This window comes from Kitasatospora sp. NPDC023385 (assembly GCF_055664045.1).
Window position 1 is genome coordinate 358,359 of record NZ_JBVOOL010000001.1, and the last position, 18,416, is coordinate 376,774.

Annotated in this window: 17 protein-coding genes; 8 read left to right on the forward strand and 9 right to left on the reverse strand. The window is 74.2% G+C overall.

Annotated elements, in window-relative coordinates; translation table 11 throughout:
- Positions 1-104: 104 nt before the first annotated feature.
- Entirely contained in the window at positions 105-1,961 is a 1,857-nt protein-coding gene (locus tag AC0B61_RS01590) for an NAD-binding protein (protein WP_471738568.1), read from the reverse strand.
- 235 nt (positions 1,962-2,196) lie between these two features.
- On the opposite strand from AC0B61_RS01590, the gene AC0B61_RS01595 reads away from it, so the two are divergent.
- Positions 2,197-2,796, forward strand: coding sequence for an HdeD family acid-resistance protein (locus tag AC0B61_RS01595; RefSeq protein ID WP_471738569.1), 600 nt, complete (start codon positions 2,197-2,199; stop codon positions 2,794-2,796).
- Positions 2,797-2,845: 49 nt separating this feature from the next.
- Here the strand turns inward: AC0B61_RS01595 and AC0B61_RS01600 are convergent, their stop codons facing one another.
- From AC0B61_RS01600 to AC0B61_RS01610, 3 genes are all read right to left on the reverse strand, one after another.
- On the reverse strand, positions 2,846-3,484 hold the full coding sequence (locus AC0B61_RS01600; protein ID WP_471738570.1) for a DUF6461 domain-containing protein: 639 nt from the start codon (positions 3,482-3,484) through the stop codon (positions 2,846-2,848).
- Positions 3,485-3,533: 49 nt separating this feature from the next.
- On the reverse strand, positions 3,534-4,991 hold the full coding sequence (locus AC0B61_RS01605) for a CoA transferase (RefSeq protein WP_471738571.1): 1,458 nt from the start codon (positions 4,989-4,991) through the stop codon (positions 3,534-3,536).
- A gap of 106 nt (positions 4,992-5,097) precedes the next feature.
- On the reverse strand, positions 5,098-5,727 hold the full coding sequence (locus AC0B61_RS01610) for a LysE family translocator (protein ID WP_471738572.1): 630 nt from the start codon (positions 5,725-5,727) through the stop codon (positions 5,098-5,100).
- Positions 5,728-5,956: 229 nt separating this feature from the next.
- Here AC0B61_RS01610 and AC0B61_RS01615 point away from each other — a divergent pair, with 229 nt between their 5' ends.
- Positions 5,957-6,415 (forward strand): Lrp/AsnC family transcriptional regulator, encoded by a 459-nt coding sequence (locus AC0B61_RS01615; RefSeq protein ID WP_471738573.1) that lies wholly within the window; start codon positions 5,957-5,959, stop codon positions 6,413-6,415.
- Between the two features lie 77 nt (positions 6,416-6,492).
- Positions 6,493-7,176, forward strand: coding sequence for an N-acyl homoserine lactonase family protein (locus AC0B61_RS01620; RefSeq protein ID WP_471738833.1), 684 nt, complete (start codon positions 6,493-6,495; stop codon positions 7,174-7,176).
- Between the two features lie 151 nt (positions 7,177-7,327).
- On the opposite strand, the gene AC0B61_RS01625 is transcribed toward AC0B61_RS01620, so the two are convergent.
- Positions 7,328-8,614: a cytochrome P450 gene (locus tag AC0B61_RS01625; protein ID WP_471738574.1), complete on the reverse strand. Its 1,287-nt coding sequence runs from the start codon at positions 8,612-8,614 to the stop codon at positions 7,328-7,330.
- A gap of 302 nt (positions 8,615-8,916) precedes the next feature.
- On the opposite strand from AC0B61_RS01625, the gene AC0B61_RS01630 reads away from it, so the two are divergent.
- Positions 8,917-9,864, forward strand: coding sequence for a hypothetical protein (locus tag AC0B61_RS01630; RefSeq protein ID WP_471738575.1), 948 nt, complete (start codon positions 8,917-8,919; stop codon positions 9,862-9,864).
- Between the two features lie 278 nt (positions 9,865-10,142).
- On the opposite strand, the gene AC0B61_RS01635 is transcribed toward AC0B61_RS01630, so the two are convergent.
- The gene (locus AC0B61_RS01635) at positions 10,143-10,394 is read right to left on the reverse strand and encodes a zf-HC2 domain-containing protein (protein ID WP_471738576.1); all 252 of its coding nucleotides are present in this window, start codon (positions 10,392-10,394) and stop codon (positions 10,143-10,145) included.
- Between the two features lie 55 nt (positions 10,395-10,449).
- Between AC0B61_RS01635 and AC0B61_RS01640 the strand changes: the two genes are divergently transcribed.
- The 4 genes from AC0B61_RS01640 (at position 10,450) to AC0B61_RS01655 (ending at position 15,256) form a co-directional block, all read left to right on the forward strand.
- On the forward strand, positions 10,450-11,013 hold the full coding sequence (locus AC0B61_RS01640) for a sigma-70 family RNA polymerase sigma factor (RefSeq protein WP_471738577.1): 564 nt from the start codon (positions 10,450-10,452) through the stop codon (positions 11,011-11,013).
- A gap of 266 nt (positions 11,014-11,279) precedes the next feature.
- Positions 11,280-12,656: an MFS transporter gene (locus AC0B61_RS01645; protein WP_471738578.1), complete on the forward strand. Its 1,377-nt coding sequence runs from the start codon at positions 11,280-11,282 to the stop codon at positions 12,654-12,656.
- 105 nt (positions 12,657-12,761) lie between these two features.
- On the forward strand, positions 12,762-14,099 hold the full coding sequence (locus AC0B61_RS01650) for a cytochrome P450 family protein (protein ID WP_471738579.1): 1,338 nt from the start codon (positions 12,762-12,764) through the stop codon (positions 14,097-14,099).
- Between the two features lie 89 nt (positions 14,100-14,188).
- Positions 14,189-15,256: an L-tyrosine/L-tryptophan isonitrile synthase family protein gene (locus AC0B61_RS01655; RefSeq protein WP_471738580.1), complete on the forward strand. Its 1,068-nt coding sequence runs from the start codon at positions 14,189-14,191 to the stop codon at positions 15,254-15,256.
- 8 nt (positions 15,257-15,264) lie between these two features.
- On the opposite strand, the gene AC0B61_RS01660 is transcribed toward AC0B61_RS01655, so the two are convergent.
- The 3 genes from AC0B61_RS01660 to AC0B61_RS01670 form a co-directional block, all read right to left on the reverse strand.
- Positions 15,265-16,065, reverse strand: a complete 801-nt coding sequence (locus tag AC0B61_RS01660) for an ABC transporter ATP-binding protein (protein ID WP_471738581.1) — start codon at positions 16,063-16,065, stop codon at positions 15,265-15,267.
- Entirely contained in the window at positions 16,062-17,096 is a 1,035-nt protein-coding gene (locus tag AC0B61_RS01665) for a FecCD family ABC transporter permease (RefSeq protein WP_471738834.1), read from the reverse strand. Before AC0B61_RS01665 ends, AC0B61_RS01660 begins: the two co-directional genes overlap by 4 nt.
- 105 nt (positions 17,097-17,201) lie before the next feature.
- Positions 17,202-18,302, reverse strand: a complete 1,101-nt coding sequence (locus tag AC0B61_RS01670; protein ID WP_471738582.1) for an ABC transporter substrate-binding protein — start codon at positions 18,300-18,302, stop codon at positions 17,202-17,204.
- Positions 18,303-18,416: the final 114 nt, after the last annotated feature.

Genomic DNA, 18,416 nt, shown 5'->3' on the forward strand with positions numbered 1-18,416 from the left:
AGCTGACGGATTTCAGCTGACAGACTTCAGATGATGAAATCTGTCAGCTGAACTCTGTTCGTCGCCCGGCGCCCGTTGCTCGCCGCACGCCACCCGCCGCCTGCTCACCCCTCCTCCACCGCCACGGTGTTCAGCCGGGCCAGCCCGCTGCGGGTGGCAGCGACCACGATCCGGTCGCCGGGGGTGAGCCGTCGGGTGCGGTCGGGGAAGTTCCACTGCAGCTGCGCAGTGTGGGCGAAGCGGGCGGCGATGACCCGGACGCCGCCCGGGTCCTCCAGGTCGTGCCGGTTCAGGCCGATCAGCCCGCTGCCGTCCTCGACCGTCAACTCGGCGATCAGCAGCGCGTGCCGGAACACCGACAGCGTCCCGCGCACGTCGCGCCCCATCAGCGCCGCCGCGAAGGCGGGCGCGGCCAGGTAGGAGACCGATCGCGAGGCGGCGTTGTCCAGCGTCCGGTAGAAGTGCCCGGCGAAGTCGTCGTCGAACAGCCGTACCACCACGCGGACTTCGGGATTGCCGTGGCGCGCCTCCAGGGCCGCCTCCAGGTTGGTGGCGTCGTCGCCGCTGACCGCGACCAGCGCCCGGCTGTGTTTCAGCCGGGCCCGGCGCAACTGCTCCTCGAACGGGCCGTCGCCCATCACGACCGGGATCCCGAGCGCCCGGACGGCGGCGACGCCGCGCGCCTGCGGATCCCGTTCCATGCAGACCACCGGTACGCCCAGGTCGTGCAGTTGGGTCGCGACCCGGGTGCCGACGTTGCCGAGCCCGACGACGATCACGTGGTCGCGGGTGCCCGCCCCGGGGTTGCGCGGCTGTCCGCGCCGCCCGGAGGCCAGCACCTCGACCGCGATGGCGGTGGCGACCGGCGCGAAGGTGATCCCGCAGATGGTGATCACCACCTGCGCGACCCGTTGCCACAGCCCACCGGTGCCCGTCCCGGCGGCGATGTCGGCGAGCTGGTCGGGCTGGGCGTTCCCGGCCAGATCGAGCAGCGAGATGTAGACGGTCCAGCCGAAGTCCCGGTTGAGGTACCAGAGCACGCCGAAGGACATCAGCACGGCGGCGAAGGCGGTGAGCAGCACCAGCCGCATCCGGGCGCTGGTGAAGAACCGCATGGTGTCGAGCAGCCGCCAGCGCAACCGCCACCGCCAGGCGGTCGCCTCCCGCGGCTCGATCCGCAGCACCTGCAGCGCGGCGGTACCGCCCGGTTCCTCCGTCGGTTCGGGGTCGGCGGCCGGCTCCGGTTCCTCCGCCGGCTCAGGCTCGGCCGCCGACTCCGGTTCGCGCCGCTCGTCCCTGGGGCGGATGGGTCCGTCGTCGCCGAACTCGCAGGCGAGCCTGACGAATTCGGCCGAGTCGCCCTGCTGCTCGGGCAGCAGCCGGATCCTGCTGAGGTCCTGCCGGTCGATCTGGTCGGCGACCACGCAGATCCGGTCGGCGGTGATGTCGTCGTCGAAGGCGATGTGCAGGTAACGCCCGTCGATCTCGACCGAGTTGGGCCGCCCGAGGGCGGCGGCCGCGAAGGCCGGGGCGGCGGTGGCGGAGCCGGAGAGCGCGGCGCCGTTCCTGAGCAGCCGTTCGATGTTCTCGCCGAGCCGTTGGTTGAACATCCGGAACACGATGCGGATGTCGGAGTTGTGGTTCTGGGCGCTGAGCGCCGCGTGGATGTTCTCCTGATCGCTCCCCTCGACCAGGGCGAGGCCGCGGGCGGTGCTGATGGACACCGCGCGCAGGGCCTCGTCGGTGATGCCGGCGTACTCCACGACGGCCGCGACGCCGTCGAGTTGTTCGATCTGCGGCGCGTGGTCGCGGGTCCGGTCGGCGACCAGGACGACGACGGGTACCTCGTAGTGCTCGACGAGCTCCAGGATCAGTCGGTGGGCCAGCGCGTTGCCCCCGCAGACGATGTAGTGCTGGCTGATCGGCTCGACCGGAGGGCTCCCCCACCCTTCATGAGTCATACCGCCGGATGATATCGACGGCGGGTGTCCGGCGGGTGTCGTTCCGGCGACCGCGGCGGATCCCTCGAACGGCGGTGTCCGGCGCGCGACCCGAAGGCGGCGCGCAGAGGCTGGGGTCCGATCCCTGTCCGTCCCCGCCCAGTCCGTCCCCGCCCCGCCCCGCCCAGTCCCGCCAGCCCAGCCCGACCCGACCCGACCCGACGTCAACCGTCGCCGGCCCGAGGAGTACGCCACCGTGGTCCCTCCGATCATCACCCCCGACGGTTCCCCGGTCCAGGGCCCGCTCGGCCTGCTCGCCAAGGCCGCCTGGCAGATCCTGCTGGTCGCCGGACTCGCCTCGCTCGCCCTCGGAATCGTGGTCTTCGTCTGGCCCCGCGAGACGCTGCTCGTGGTGGGCGTGCTCTTCGGGCTCTACCTGCTGGTGATCGGCATCGTGCAACTGGTCGCCTCGTTCGGCACCCATGCCACCACCGCGCTGCGGGTGCTGGCCTTCATCAGCGGCGCGGTCTGCGTGCTGCTGGGGCTGCTCTGCTTCCGCAGTGCGGTGCGGTCCCTCCTGCTGCTCGCGCTGTGGATCGGGATCGGGTGGCTGTTCCGCGGCATCACCCAGCTCGCCGCCGCGATCTCCGACCCCCTGATGCCGGCCCGCAGCTGGCAGGCCTTCGCGGGCGTGGCCAACACGCTGGCCGGTGTGCTGCTGCTGGTCTGGCCGGTCGGGTCGATCGCCGCGCTGACCGTGCTGGCCGGCTGCTGGCTGGTGATCCTGGGCGTGGTCGAGATCGCGACGGCGATCCAGGTGCGCAGCCGGGCCAGGCGGCTCCCCTCGGGGGTCTGAGCCGCGAGGCCCTGAGCTGGGGCGGTGCCGCGACTGCCGGCACCCGAGGCTACGGGCGCGGGGCGTAGCCGAGCCGGAAGGTGGCGGCCTCCAGCCGTTCCGGGGTGAGCCGGACCTCGGTCAGCCGCTCGGCCAGCGCGAACGCGGCCTCGGTGTGCAGTTCGTAGCGCTCCCCGTCGAGCTGGAATCCGCAGGCGGCCATCAGCTCGACGGTCCCCGGGGCGGCGGCGTCCGAGCCGTCCCGCTGGTCGGCGAAGAGCGGCTCGAAGCGGAGCCGGCAGCCGCCGTGCTCCCACCAGTTGAAGTGGTCCACCGCGTTGACGTTGCGGAAGTGCGAGACCAGGCGGGTGCCGTCGGTGAGCGCGGGGATGACCTCGTGCAGGCTGCCGAGGTAGCCGTAGACCTCGACGGCGAGGGCCCAGCCGTCCAGCTCGGTGACGGCGACGAGCAGCCGGTCGTCGTCCTCCCCGAGCAGGGCCGCGGCCTCCTCGTCCTCGCCGTCGTCGAAGGTCTCCCAGGCCTCGACCACCGCGTCCAGCCCGGTCACCTCGCGGCCGGGCAGGGCGTCGAAGCGGCGCAGCAGTTCCCCGGCGGAGACGCCCTGGACCTGGGTGAGGCAGTAGGCCTCACCCAGGACGGGGTAGCGCTTCTTGAACCAGGTGTAGTCGGTGGCGTGTGCGGTGGTCATGGGCCGATGCTGCCAGACGCCTCCGACACCCGGCCCGGCCGCCCCGGGCTCAGCGCCAGACCGGCGCGTCCGTCCCCCAGCGCCCCGGCGGGCGCGACCAGTCGGCGGGCGCTCCCTCGTACCCGATCGGCGGCAGGGCGTGGCGCAGCCGCCCGTACGCGGAGTCGGTCTCGACGAGCCACCCTGACGGGTCGTAGGGCTCGCAGCCGACCTGGGCCGGCTCCTGCCGCTCGATGCCGTGCAGCAGCCAGGAGGCCGTGCCGGCGAGGGAGAAGCGCAGGTGGCGGCCGCCGGGGCGGCGGGTGCGCTGGTCGGTGAGGGCGCGCAGGACGGCGCCGGCGATGAGGTAGCCGGTGCCGTGGTCGAGGGCCTGGGCGGGCAGGACGCCGGGGTGGCCGTCGGCGGCGGCCTCGTGGTCGGCGATCCCGACGCCCGCCTGGACGAGGCTGTCGAAGCCGCGCCGCCCCGCCCACGGCCCCGTCCAGCCCCACGCGCACACCTGGGCGACGATCAGGTCGGGGCGGCGGGCGAACAGCGCGTCGGGCCCGAAGCCGAGGGCGTCGAGGGCGCCGGGGCGGTAACCGGTGACGACGACGTCGGCGGTGGCCAGTAGGTCCTCGAAGACGGTGCGGTCGGCGGGATCGGCGAGGTCGAGGCGGGTGGAGCGCTTGCCGAAGCCGGTGTCGGCGTGGGCGTCCTCGGACTCGGGCAGCCGGGGCGAGTCGACGCGCAGGACGTCGGCGCCGAGCAGGGCGAGGGTCCGGGTGGCGACCGGTCCGGCGATCACCCGGGTGAGGTCGAGGACCCGGATCCCGGCGGCTGGCCGGTCCACCGGGGCCGCGCCGAGCGGACGCGCGGACGTGGCGTTCACGGTGCCGTCGGCGTTCGCGACGTGCGCGGTGCCGTCGGCGTTCTCGGTGTTCCCGGCGTTCGCGGTGCTCCCGGCGCTGACCTCCCGGTGCTCCACGAGGGGGTGCATGGTCGCGCTCACCGGCACGACGGCCACCGCGAGCGCCCCCGCCGCGTACGCACGCCCCTGGACCTGCTCCGACGGCAGCTTGCCGAGCGTCTCGGCGAGTTGCTCCGGCCCGGCGTCGGGGGCGAGGCCGAGGGCGGCGAGCAGCCGGGTGCGGTGGTGCGGGTAGTTGGCGTGGGTGCGCACCCAGCCGTCGGCGGTGCGCCAGAAGCCGGAGTGCGGGGCGAAGTTGACGGGCGAACGGCCGTCGACCGTCAGGTGTCGCTCGCTGACGAAAGCGGTGGCGACCGCGCCCTGGTCCACCCGGACCGCGGGGACCGGGCGACCGGTGCGGAGGGCGGCCAGCTCGGCGGCGGCGAGCGAGCAGGCGGCCACGGTGGCCCGGGAGAGGCGCCGCACCGGCAGGCCCGAGGGCAGCACGTCTTCCGGGCCGTGGAAGCTCACCCGCTCCAGCAGCTCGGCCGAGCCGCCGAGGGCCGCCCAGGCGTCGGCGAGGGGGCGGTCGGCGGGCTCGCGGTCTGCGGATCGCATGGACGTTGCGGATCCTGCGGGCGATGCAGGCCGTGTGGGCGATGCGGATCCTGAGGACGCTTCGGGCAACGAACGATCGGTCATGCCCGGCATTGTGCTCCCCTTTTCAGGCGCTCGCCGTGACGCCCGCCACCAGCATCAGCAGCACCGCCGAGACCATGGTCATCCGGCGGGCGGCCCGCGGCGTACCGCCGAATCGGCCGCCGAGGCGCCCGCTGGCGTGCGCGACCAGCCCGTACACCACCGCGCAGGCCAGCACGTTGAGCGAGCCGAGCGCGAGCACCTGCACGCCGACGGGCAGGGCGGCACCCGGGTCGACGAACTGCGGCACGAGGGAGAGGTAGAGCAGCAGGCCCTTGGGGTTGAGCAGCGCGGTCAGCATGCTCTGGCGCAGCACCGTCGCGGTGGGCTGCGGCTTGGGTGCGGTCAGGGCGGCCGCGGCCCCGCCCTTGCGCAGCGCGAACAGCATGGTGGCGGCGAGCACCAGCAGGTACGCGGCGCCTGTCAGGCGCAGCACGGGCAGGGCGGCGGGGACGGCGCGCAGCGCGGCGGCCAGTCCCGCGCTGGAGAGCAGGGTGTGGACGGCGTACCCGGCGCAGACGCCGCCGACCGCGACGAGCGCGGCGCGCCGTCCCTGGCCGAGGCCGCGGGCGGCGATGTAGAGCCAGTCCGGGCCCGGGGTGCAGACCAGCAGGAGGTCGACTCCGAGGAAGAGGAGGAGGGCGTGGGTGTCCATGGGCGTGAGTGACCTGTCGTGCTCGTCGCGGTGAGGTTCCCCGGGGTGGGCCGGGTCCGGGTGCGTCCGGGTCCGGATGCGTCCGGGCGGCGGGGTGTCCGGGCGGCGGGTTCGGGTACCGGGGTACGCGTCCGTGGACCGGTGCGGTCACTGAAGGTAGCCGGAGAGGGCTGGCACGCGATGGCCACTTCCTGCACGTCCGAGCCGGTTTTTGGCAGAATATTGCGCCATGGACAGAATCGACCGCAGAATCCTCCGCGAGCTCCAGCAGGAAGGCCGCCTGACCAACGCCGAACTGGCCGACCGGGTCGACCTCACCCCGTCGCCCTGCCTGCGCCGAGTGCGCCAGCTGGAACAGGACGGCGTGATCCGCGGCTACCGGGCGATCGTCGACGGCGCGGCGGTCGGACGCGGATTCCAGCCGTTCGTGACGATCACCATGCGTCACGAGGACCAGGTGACGGTCGCCGAGTTCGAGCGCCGGGTGGCCGAGCTGCCGGAGGTGGTGGAGGCACACCGGCTGTTCGGCGAGCCGGACTACCTGCTGCGGATCGCGGTCGCCGACATCGCTGCCTACGAACGCTTCATCACCGACGTACTCTCCGGACTGCCCGGCATCGCCCAGGTCAACTCGCACCTGACGATGAAGCAGGTGAAGGCCGATCGGGGGCTCCCGATCGGCGGGTAGGGTGCAAACCGGAGGCGCCGAGGCGGCCCGTACGGGGACAGGGTGACGCGCCGAGACCTGGGGGACGAATGCACGTGATCCGCCGACTCGACCTGGGGTACTTCGTCCGGCCCGCCTCCGAGGTGGGCGGCCCGGAGCCACGCGTGGAGCCCGTGCTCGCGTACCTGGTCCGGCGCCCGGAGGGACTGCTGCTGTTCGACACCGGGATCGGCAGCGGGGAGCCGGAGACCGAGGCGCACTACCGGCCGGTCCGCCGACCGCTCCCGGAGGCGCTCGCCGCGGCCGGGGTCTCCGTCGCCGACGTCGACCTCGTGGTCAACTGCCACCTGCACTTCGACCACTGCGGCGGGAACCCGCTGCTCGCCGACACCCCCGTCCTGGTCCAGGCGGACGAACTGGCCACCGCCAGGCGCGGCGGCTACACCATCGACGCGCTGGTCGACTTCCCCGGCGCCGACTACCGCCTGCTCGACGGCGAGGCCGAGATCTGGCCCGGCGTCCGGGTGCTGCCCACCCCCGGCCACACCGCGGGCCACCAGTCGCTGCTGGTCGACCGCCCGGACGGCCCGGTCCTGCTGGCCGGTCAGGCGTACGACTTCGCCTCCCAATACGGGCAGGCGGTGCTAGCCCGGCGGGCGGCGCTCGAAGGCGTGGCGGCTCCCCTGCCGGGCTACCGGGCCTGGCTCGACCGGGTGGCCGAGTGCGGGCCGCGCCGGGTGCTGTTCGCGCACGACCACGCGGTGTGGGAATCGTGCGCGTAGGCCTTCCGCCACTCGGCGGGGCCCGCACCTCTCGTGACTTGTCGAAAAGCCGAGGCGAGGCCGTCTGTTCGTGCGCAGGAGCGCTCAGAACTCGGTGCGGAAGCGCTCGGAACTCGTGTGCGGGGCGCTCGGGACTCGAGTGCGGGGGCGCTCAGAAGGTGAAACGCAGCGAGCGGACCCGGTGGTCGAAGCTGGACGGCACGAGCTCCGGCTCGCCGAGCGAGCGCGCCTCGGGCAGGCGGGTGAACAGCTCGCGGAACAGCACCGTCATCTCCTGCCGGGCCAGGTGCGCGCCGAGGCAGTAGTGCGGCCCTCCGCCGCCGTAGCCGAGGTGGGGGTTGGGCGCGCGGGTGATGTCGAAGGCGTCCGGGTCGGGGAAGACCGCCTCGTCGCGGTTGGCCGAGCCGTAGAACAGCGCGACCTTCTCCCCCGCGCGCAGCAGCGGGCCGCCGGGGCCGCCGAGCTCGTGGTCGACGGCGAGGGTCCGATGGAACTGGATGATCGGCGTGGCGTGGCGGACGATCTCGTCCACCGCGCCGCCGAGCCGCCCGTCCAGGTCGGAGAGGAGCAGGGCGCGCTGCTCGGGGTGGACGGTCAGCAGGTGCAGGCCGTGGGCGAGCGCGTTGCGGGTCGTCTCGACTCCGGCGACGAGCAGCAGGGTGAAGAAGGCGCCGAGCTCGCGGCCGCTGAGCCGACGGCCGTCCACGTCGGCGGTGACCAGCGCGGAGATCAGGTCCTCCGCGGGCCGGCGGCGACGCTCCCGGCCGATCCCGGCCACGATGCCCTGCATCCGGGCGAGCGCCCGCAGCGCCCGCCCGGGCGCCCGGAGCCGGCGGCGCAGCGGGCGGGCCACGCCGATCTCCGCGGAGGTGCGGTTGACCAGGTCGAGGATGGCGCGGCGCGGCTGCTCGGGGATGCCCATCATGGTGCAGATCACCTGGAACGGGAGTTCGGCGGCGACCGCGGTGACGAAGTCCTCCGGCCGGTCCCGCTCGACCTGGTCGACCAGGGCCGCGCTGATCCGGTGGACGTCCTCCTCGACCCGCCGGAGCAGCCGCGGGGTGAAGGCCTGCGAGACGATCCGCCGCAGCTGGGCGTGGCGGGGGTCGTCCAGGTTGACCATCGAGTCGCCGAACAGCAGCCGGACCCAGCGCGCCGGGGCCGGAGTGGTGACGCCGGGGCCGCTGAGGAACACGGCCGGGGCGCGACTGGCCTCGGCCACGTGGGCGTGGCGGACCAGGGCATGGAACCCCTTGCCGGTGGCCCGGTCGCCGAAGAACACCGGGGCGGGGCGGCGGCGCAGCTCGGCGAAGGCGGCGGCGCGGGCGGGGGCAGGCAGCTGCCAGAAGGCGGGGGCGGCGAGGTCCGCGGGACCGACGGGATCGGCAGGGTCGGCGGAGTCGACAAGGGGCTTCGTGGCTTCCGCCGGGGTTTCCAAGGCGCCTCCTCTTTATGCACGGGCTCGTTCCGGCACGCACGGAACGCGCGCGACTCAGTGATGCACGGAACGCAGCTGACCGTGCACATTTAGTGAGCAGGTGAGGAGCGATTGTCAAGTCCGCCCCGACGGTCATATGAGCGACTGTCCGGATCGGCGCACCGCCCCCGTCGACGGGCGCGGCTGCCGTTCGGCCCGAGCGGTCGGGCCAGCGGTCGGGCGAGCGGTCGGGGATGGTCTCACGGGCGGGAACCGGCCATGACCGGAGGGTGCGGTATCCGCCGCACAGGGTGGGTGCGACGATGAGTGCCATCGTGATGACCGACCGGATCCGCCTGCTGCGCGCCGCGGTCTTCGCCGCGCTGTGCGTGGCGATGGCCGCCACGGCGCACGTCGCCATGGCCGGGTCCGGTGTCTCGCCGACCGTGCTGGCCGGCACGTTCGGGGCGGTCCTCGGGCTGACCTGGCTGCTCGCCGGGAGACGGCGCGGACTCGGCGTGATCAGCGCCTGGATGGTCGCGGCGCAGACCGCGCTGCACCTCCTGTTCGAACAGGCCGGGGCACTCACGCGAGGGGGCGGCGGCCTCGGCCGACTCGCCACCACGGACTGGGCGGCCCTGCTGCTCTGCAACCCGGACCGCGCGCCCGGCGGGCTCTCGCCGGTCGAACTGGCCCGGATGGCGGGCCTCGACCCGGCCACCCCGCCGGCCACCGGCGGCCTGCGCCCGATGGCGGGTATGCACCACGGGGCCGCGGGCATGGGGACCTCCGCCGACGGGATGGCCATGGACACGGGCCTCACCGGGATGACTGGGGCGCCCGGGATGCCCGGGATGCGCGGGATGCGCGGGATAGCGCACTCGATGCCCGGCGCCGTGCCCGACGGAATGCCGAGCGGAACGACGGGCGGCATGGCGGACGGCATGTCCCACGGCATGGCCTCCGGCATGGCGCACGGCGCGTCGCCCGGGATGGTCGCCGCTCACGTGCTGGCCGCGCTGGCGTGCGCGCTGTTGCTCTGGCGCGGTGACGCGGCGCTGGTCCGGCTCTTCGAACTGCTCGGCGCGCTCGGTACTGTCGTCGCGGGGGCGCTGCTGCTCCCGCTGCTGACGCTCCTCGTGCGTCCCTTCGGGTACCGAGCCCCGGCGCCGCCCCGGCCGGCCGATGACCGGGCCCGGACGCCCCGGTCGGTACTGCTCACGCATGCCGTAGTCCGGCGCGGGCCGCCGGCGTTCGCACTCGCCTGCTGACGCGCCCGCCGCTGCGCTCCCCCGGCCGCCTCCGGCCTCCGGAACCCCGCGACGGGCAGGTCGCCCTGCCGCCCGGCCGTGCCTTCCGCCGCCGTACCGCCAGGGCGCGGGCCCGCGCCCGCCGCCGCGCCGCCCCGGTCATCCGGGAGGTGCGACGTCCCGCGCGGTCGCCCACGGACGCCGACGGTGCCGCCTGCGCGGCGCCGTCCCAGCCTTCCCCTCGGGACCTTTCCATGCCTGACTACGACGGCGCACCGGCTCGGACCGGCGCCACCGTCCTACCGCTCGGCGGCCTGCGGGCCCTCCGGAGCGCGACCGACCAGCCCCGCCGACAGCCGGGCCGACCACTCCTCCGACGGCCCGTCGAACGCGGTCGCCCGCATGTGGCCGCCCAACTGCTCCGCCCGGGCCAGCCACTCCCGGCAGCCGGTGCAGCGCGCGACGTGCTTGTCCAACCGGACGTCCGACAGGCCGCTCGGTTCGCCATCGAGCCGGGCGGACAGAGCGGTCCGGAACTGCGCGCATCTCATAGGACCATCGTCCCGCACTGCCACGGCACCGGGACCGGCCGGGTCGGAGGCCGCCGTGGATGACGAGCAGCTCACCGCACTCGCGCTGACCGCCCGCTCCGGCCGGGCGGCGGACGTGGAGGCCTTCGTCCGCGCGACCCAACGGGACGTCTGGCGCTTCGTCGCCCACCTGACCGACGTGCAGTCCGCCGACGACCTGGCGCAGGAGACCTTCCTGCGCGCGCTGCGCGGCCTGCCCGCGTTCGCGGGGCGCTCCTCGGCCCGCACCTGGCTGCTGTCGATCGCCCGGCGCACGGTGATCGACCGGTACCGGATGGCCGCCGCCCGGCCGCGCTGCGCGGCGCTGCCGGACTGGCAGGAGGCGGCGGAGCGGCAGAGCGGCCTGCCGGAGGCGGGGTTCGAGGACGGCATCGCCCTCGGTGACCTGCTCGACCGGGTGCCCGCGCAGCGGCGGGAGGCCTTCGTGCTGACCCAGGTGGTCGGCCTGAGCTACGCCGAGGCCGCCGAGGTGGCCGGCTGCCCCGTCGGCACCGTCCGCTCCCGGGTCGCCCGAGCGCGGGAGGAACTGATGGCACGCCTGCGGGCGGCCGAGGCCGGGGAGCTCGCAGCCGCCTGCTGAACGGGGCCGGCGAACAACTGACGGGCGACGGACAACAGCCGACGACTGACAGATGACAGATTTCGAAATCTGTTATCTGTTGCCTGTCATCTGTCGCCTGTCATCTGTCAGCGGTCGGCTGTCATCCGCCGCCCGCTCGCAGAACGCCGCCGCCGGAAAAATTCCCCCAAGTGTTCGGAACCGGAGCCCCCGCGCCCCCGACTGCTGTACCGGACGCCGCCGCCGAGGCGGTGTCCGGTCCGGCAGCTCGGGAACGGAGGGACTCCATGGCAGCGCAACCGCCCACGGTCGCCATACCACTGACTGATCGTCAGCTGGAGGCGGTCGACCGCTGGAGCCTGGTCGTGGCAGCCGGCTTGCTCTCGTTCGTCGCGATGCTCGACATGAACGTGGTCAACCTCGCGCTCACCGACATCGCGGCCGGCATGCACGTTTCCCCCGGCGTCGCCCAGTGGGCCGTCCTCGGCTACCAACTCCCACTCGTCGCGCTCCTCCTGCCCGCCGGTCGGTGGCTGGACCAGGTCGGCACCCGGTCCGCCCTGCTGCTCGCGGTCGGCTGCTTCGCCGGCTGCAGCGTGTTGGCGGCGTGCGCGCCTTGGGCGGCCTGGCTGATCGCGGCCCGCCTGCTGCAGGGCGCCTTCGGGGCCGTGCTCTTCGTCCTGATGCCGGTGCTCGCCGCGACGTCCGTACGGCCCGAACTACGCGGGCGGGCGATGAGTGTGCCCGCCACCCTCGGCCCGCTCGGCGCCGTGACCGGCCCGGTCGTCGGCGGCCTGCTGCTGGACCACCTCGGCTGGCGGGCGATCTTCCTGGTCAAGCTTCCGGTCTGCCTGGCCGCCGTGCTGATCGTGCGGCGGTACGCCCCGCGTCGCGGTGGTCTCCGCCTGCCCGAGCGGGGTTCGCTCGGCGACGCCGCCCTGATAGGCAGCGCCGTGGCCGCCGTCCTGCTCGGGCTCACCCTGGCTCCCGACGCACCGCAGTGGCTGCTGCTGGCGCTGCCCGCCGCGCCGCTGGTGGTGCTGTGGCTGCGCCGCCCCGGCGGCCGACCGGTGGCCGGGCTGTTGCGGGCCGCCGGGACGGCCGGGGTCAACGCCTCGGTGCTGGCGCTGGCCGCCGGCTTCGCGGCCTGCCAGTACCTGCTCGTCCAGCACCTGCGCGGCCCCCGGGGCGAGAGCGCGACGGCCACCGCCCTGACCATGCTGGCGTTCCCGCTCGGCATGGTGCTCGCCGGACGGGTCGGCGGGCGGCTGGCCGACCGCTGGGGCGCCCGTCCGACCGCGCTCACCGGCGCCGCCGTCACCACGCTCGGTCTGGCCCTGCTCGTCCCGCTCGACTCCGACTGGTCCGCCCTCGACCTCGCCGCCAGGCTCGCCCTCGCCGGCGCCGGGATGGGCCTCAACGGCGGCCCAACCCAGGCCCTGGTGATGACCGCCGCCCCACCCGGGACGCTGGCCACCGCCGGGTCCGCCGTCCAGTTGGCCCGCAGCCTCGGCTTCGCCCTCGGCCCGGCCGTCGCGACCGCCGCCGCCTCACTCGCCGGGACCGGCAACAGCACCGGGACACGCGCCGGTATCGCCCTGGCCGCACTGATCGCGGCAACCGCCGTCGTCCTGCTCGCCCTGCACCGCCGCCCCAAGACCTGACGCCCCCGACACCGCGCGCCGCGCAACCCGCACCCCGCACCCCTGCACCCCGCACCCCGCACCCCGCACCCCGCACCCCGCACCCCGCACCGGAGGATCCCCCAGATGACCGACACGCTCCCCGACCGCCCCGACCCGGCCGGGGCCGATACCCAGCGCTGCCCGTACGGGTACGACCGGCTCCCCTCCCCCGTCCCGCTGCACGGCCCGGCGTACAAGAGCGACCCGTACCCGCTGTACCGGCGGATGCGCGAGGCCGGGCCGGTGCACCGGGTGGAGTTCCCGAGCGGCATCCACGCCTGGCTGGTCACCGGCTACCGGGCCGCCCACACGGCCCTCAACGACCCGCGCCTCGGCAAGGACCACGCGCTGGGCAACGACACTTGGCGCCGGCTCGCATCGATCATGCCCGAGCCGCAGCACTCGCAGCTCCAGGTCCACCTGCTCCACCAGGACCCGCCCAAGCACACCGCCATGCGCCGGCTCGTCCTGGACGCCTTCGCCCCGCGCCGGGTGGATACCCTGCTCCCCCGGCTGCAGGAGCTGGCCGACGCACTGGTCGACGAACTCCCCGAGACCGGCGGGGCCGACCTGGTGGCCGGCTTCGCGGCCCACTACCCCTTCCGGGTGCTCGCCGAAGTCATCGGCCTGCCGTCCGAGTTGGCCGACCGCTTCGACCGCGACTGGGGCAAGGTGGTCCAGCCCGTCGGCCCGCAGGACCCGGGCCGCCCGGCGTACGAGGGGCGGCTGCGCGGCCTGCAGACGTACATCGCCGACGTCGTCGCCCGCAAGCGCGCCGACTGCCGGGCCCCCGGCTGGGTGGAGTCCGAGGACCTGCTCGGACGGCTCGTCGCCGCCCACGACGCGGGCGGGTTGAGCCGCGAGGAACTCGACTCGATGGTGTTCCAGCTGCTGGTCGCCGGGCAGGAACCGGTCACCAACCAGATCACCACCATGCTGATCACGCTGCTGCGCCACCCCGAGCAGCTCGACCGGTTGCGCGACGGCATCGGGGAACCCTGGCTGCTCGCTCGGGCGGTGGAGGAACTGCTGCGCCACGACGCCGCGTTCGAGCTCACCACCTGGCGGTTCTTCGCCGAGGACAGCGACCTGTTCGGCACCACCGTCCCGGCGGGCGACTCGGTGATCGTCTCGCTGTGCGCCGCCAACCGCGACGAGGAACAGTTCCCCGAGGCCGACCGCCTCGACCTCGACCGCTCCCCCAACGCCCACCTCGCCTTCGGCCACGGCATCCACTACTGCCCCGGCGCCGCCCTGGCGCGGGCCGAACTCCGGATCGCCATCGGCACCCTGCTCACCCGACTGCCCGGCCTGCGCCCGGCCGACGCCCCCGGCGACGGGCTCGCGGACCTCGCCTGGATCCCCGCCGTCCTGGCGCGCGGGGTCAACCGGCTGCCCGTCTCCTACGACCGGCGCCGCTGACCCCGGACACCACCGGCTTCCCCTCCGGACGCCGCCCGGAACCGCCTGCCCGCGACCCGTACGACACCACCACCCGTGGAGGACCCACCATGCCGCCCGTCGGCACCGCTACCGCCCCGACCCCCGACACCACCGGCACCGGCACCGTCACCGTCACCCGCACCGGCACCGGCACCGAGGACCGCTCCTCGGCCGATCGGCTCGCCGCCCGTGTCCTCGGTCTCCTGCTGCCGCACCGACGCGCCTCCGACCCGCAGTTCGACGCGCGCCCCGAGCACTTCCCGCTCCAGCTGGCCCAGTTGGCGGAGTTCATCGCCGCCGGCGAACCGATCGTGTTCACCCTGCCCGGCTTCCCCTGCAAGTCGCCCAACCCGGCCAAGGTGCTCGGCCACCTGCCCGACGAGGGCGAGCGGCTGTCGCTCACCTTCCTGGACCGGCTCTGCGCCGAGATAGGCCGCCTCCACGAGCCCGGGGCGCGGATCCTGATCTGCTCCGACGGCCACATCTTCGGCGACCTGATCAACGTCCCGGACGACCACATAGACGCCTACTCCGACGAGTTGGCCGCGATGATCGACCGCGAAGGCCTGGACCACCTCGCGACCTTCGACCTGCGGGCCGTCCTCGGCGACCTCCCGTACGACGGGAAGCGCGCCCGGGTGCACGAGCAGTACGCGCCCAGCGTCGAGGAGTTGCGCGAGCAGGTGCTGACCGAGGAGGAGACCCTGCGGCTGTACCGCGGCATCACCCGCTTCCTCACCGAGGACACCATCGGATTCCCCGGCACCCGCTCCGCCCTGCAGCGGGAGTGCCGCCGCCGCGCCTACGGCGTGATCCAGCGCAGCCGGGCCTGGGGCGAGTTGATCGCCGAGCACCACCCGCGGGCCGTCCGGCTCTCCATCCACCCGCAGCCGGCCGGTGTGCCGAAGTTCGGCATCCGGCTGCTGGAGGCGGCCGACGTCTGGACCACGCCCTGGCACTCCTCCGTGCTCCACCGGGCGGACGGCACATGGGAGTTGCTGCGCAGCGAGGACGCCGCGCGGCTCGGCCGCCTGGTGCTGCGCGACGGCCGGCCGAGCCACTACGAGGCCCAACCCGAGGGCCACGACGAAGACCACGGCGGCAGCCTCAGCGAAGGCCCCGACGAGTCCCGCTGAGAACCGGCCTACGCACCCACGGCGGCCGCCCCCGCCCCCGCCGGGCTGCGGTGGTCGAAGGCGATCAACGGATCGCCGGTGAGAGGGTGTTCGACCACCGCGGCCCGCACCCCGAAGACCTCCGCCAGCAGTTCGGCGGTCAGCACCTCGCGCGGCGCCCCGGAGGCCACCAGGGTGCCGCGGTGCAGCACGTGCAACCGGTCGCACACGGAGGCGGCGGCGTTGAGGTCGTGCAGGGCGACCAGGGTGGTGCGGCGCTGCTCCCGGAGCAGGGCGAGGAGTTCGACCTGGTGCCGGACGTCCAGGTGGTTGGTCGGCTCGTCCAGCACCAGGACGTCCGGCTGCTGCGCGAGCGCGCGGGCGAGCAGCACCCGTTGCCGTTCGCCGCCGGACAGTTGGGCGAACCGCCGGTCGGCGGCCTGCACCATGCCGACCCGGGCCAGCGCCTCGGCGGCGATCCGGTGGTCCTCGGCGTCGTCGGCGGCGAAGGCCCGCTTGTACGGGGTGCGCCCCATCGCGACCACCTCCCGGACGCTCAACTCGAAGTCTCCGCCGCGTTCCTGGGGCAGTGCCCCGATGTGCCGGGCGGACTGTGCGGGCCGCAGCTCCGCCAGGTCCTGCCCGGCGAGCAGCACCCGCCCCGCGCTCGGCCGCAGGTGCCGGTAGACGGTGCGCAGCAGGCTGGACTTGCCGCTCCCGTTGGGCCCGACCAGTCCGGCGATCTCCCCCTCCTCGGCGACCAGGTGGACGCCGGCCACCACCGTCCGCCCGGCCAGGGTGACGCTCAAGTCCTCGACGGCGATCCTCAATTGCGTTCCAGTCGTCGGTCCAGTAGATAGAGCAGGGTGGGGGCGCCGAGCACGGCGGTGACTACGCCGATCGGCAGTTCCTGGCCGTCCAGGGCGGTGCGGGCCACGGTGTCGACGACGACCAGCAGCAGCGCCCCGGTGAGCGCGGACAGCGGCAGCAGGCGCCGGTGGTCGCCACCGACGAGCAGCCGGCAGACGTGCGGCACCATCAGCCCGACGAAGCCGATGGCGCCGGAGACGGCGACCAGCACCCCGGTGAGCACGCTGGTGACGACGAAGACCTCGCGGCGCAGCCGGGCGACGTCCACGCCCAGCCCGGCCGCCGTCTCGTCACCCATCAGCATCGCGTTGAGGCCCCGGGCGCGGGCCTGTAGCAGGGCCAGTCCGAGTGCCACAGAGACGGCCGGGATGGCGAGTTGGGCCCAGACGGCGCCGCCGAGGCTGCCCATGAGCCAGAACAGCACGCCCCGGGTCTGCTGCTCGTCGCTGGTCTGCAGGACGAGGTAGCTGGTGACGCCGCCGAGGAACTGGGCGATGCCGATGCCCGCGAGGACCAGGCGCAGCGGGGAGAACCCGCCGCCGCGCCGGGCCATCAGCCAGACCAGCGAGAACGCGGCGAGCGCGCCGGCGAACGCCGCCAGGGAGACGGTGAGGCCGAGCGCGCTGCCGAAGGAGAGCTGGAGCCCGAGGGTGGTGCCGAGGACGATGGTGGCGACCGCCCCGAGGGAGGCCCCGGAGGAGATGCCGAGCAGGTACGGGTCGGCGAGCGGGTTGCGGACCAGGGCCTGGACGGCGGTGCCGACCAGGCCGAGACCGGCTCCCACCACGGCTGCCAACAGGGCCCGAGGGACACGCAGTTGCCAGATGATGAGGTCCCGGGTGCCGGCTTCGGGGGCCCGGCCGGTGAGGTGGTGGGCGACCACCGACCAGACCTCGCCGGGCGGGATGTCCACCGAGCCGAACGAGACGGCTGCGGTCAGCGCGAGCACCAGGGCGGCGGCGAGCGCGGCGGCCAGCGGCCCGGCCCGCAGGCTGCGGGCCGGGCGCGGCTCGTCGCGCGGTTCGTCGCGCGGTTCGTCGCGCGGTTCGTCGCGCGGTTCGTCGCGCGGTTCAGTGGAGGCGACCGAAGTCACGCTCTACTGCCCGTTCTTGACGGCGCCGGGTACCAGGTCGGGGTGGACGGTCGCGGCGATCTGCCGGACGGCGTCCGCGTTGCGCACACCCGCGATGGTGGTCACCTCGGAGCCGAGCCGGACGAAGTGCCCCTCCTGGACGGCCTTCAGCCCCTGGGTCGCGGGGAAGCTCTTCAGGAACGCCTCGGCGTCGTCGAAGGCCTTGCGGGTGGCCTCCTCGCTGCCCCGGTTGCGGACGGCGAGCTGGATCCAGTCCGGGTTCTTGGCGACGACGTCCTCCCAGGAGCCGGGCTTGAAGTCGGCGTCGCAGTCGGCGAACACGTTGCGGGCCCCGGCCAGCGTGATGACGGCGTTGGCGACCTGCCGGCCGCAGACGGCCGTCGGCTGCTTCGTCCCGGCGTCGAAGTCGAAGACGAAGTAGCTGGGCCGCTGCCCCTCCGGGACGCCGGCGAGCGCCGTGCGGACCTCGCCGACCTGCTTCTCCATCCCGGCGACCAGCTCCTCTGCCCGGGCGGCGGTGCCGGTGACGGCTCCGAGGCGGCGGATGTCGTCCTCGACCGCCGCGAGGTCGGTGCGCGGCGCCTTGGCGGCCTTCGGGGTGCCGGCGCAGGCGGTGGAGAGCAGGAAGACGTGGTGGATGCCAGCCGCCGCGAACTCCTCCTCGCTCGGCCCGGTGGCGCCGCCGCCCATCATCGGCATCGCGCCGAAGGTGTCGAGGTAGAGGTCGGCGCCGGAGCCGAGCAGCTTCTCCTTGGCGATGGTCTTGTCGCCGAGCACCGGCACCTTGGCGCCCTGCTCGGCGAGGGCCGCCGGGAGGGAGCCCTTGCCGGGCGGGAACCCGGTGCCGATCACCCGGTCGCCGGCGCCGAGTTGGAGCAGCATCTCCAGGCTCGACGCGTTGCTGGTGACGATCTTCGCGGGCGCCTTCGCGATGATGGTCTCCTTGCCCATGCAGTCGGCGACCTTGACCGGGTAGGCGCCGGCGGGGGCGGCGTGGACGGTGGCGGAAGAGCCCTGTCCACCCCCGCCCCCGCTTCCGCTTCCGCAGGCCGTGGCGAACAGGGCGACGGCGGCCGCGATTCCGCAGACAACGCGTGGGCGCATGACAACTCTCCTGGTCGGTGATCGTGCTCGGGCCCGTGCTGCGGACCCGGACCAGGTAGTCGGGCGGCCCGGGCTGCGGGTTCCCGGGAATTCGGGAACCCGGAATCCGGCAAC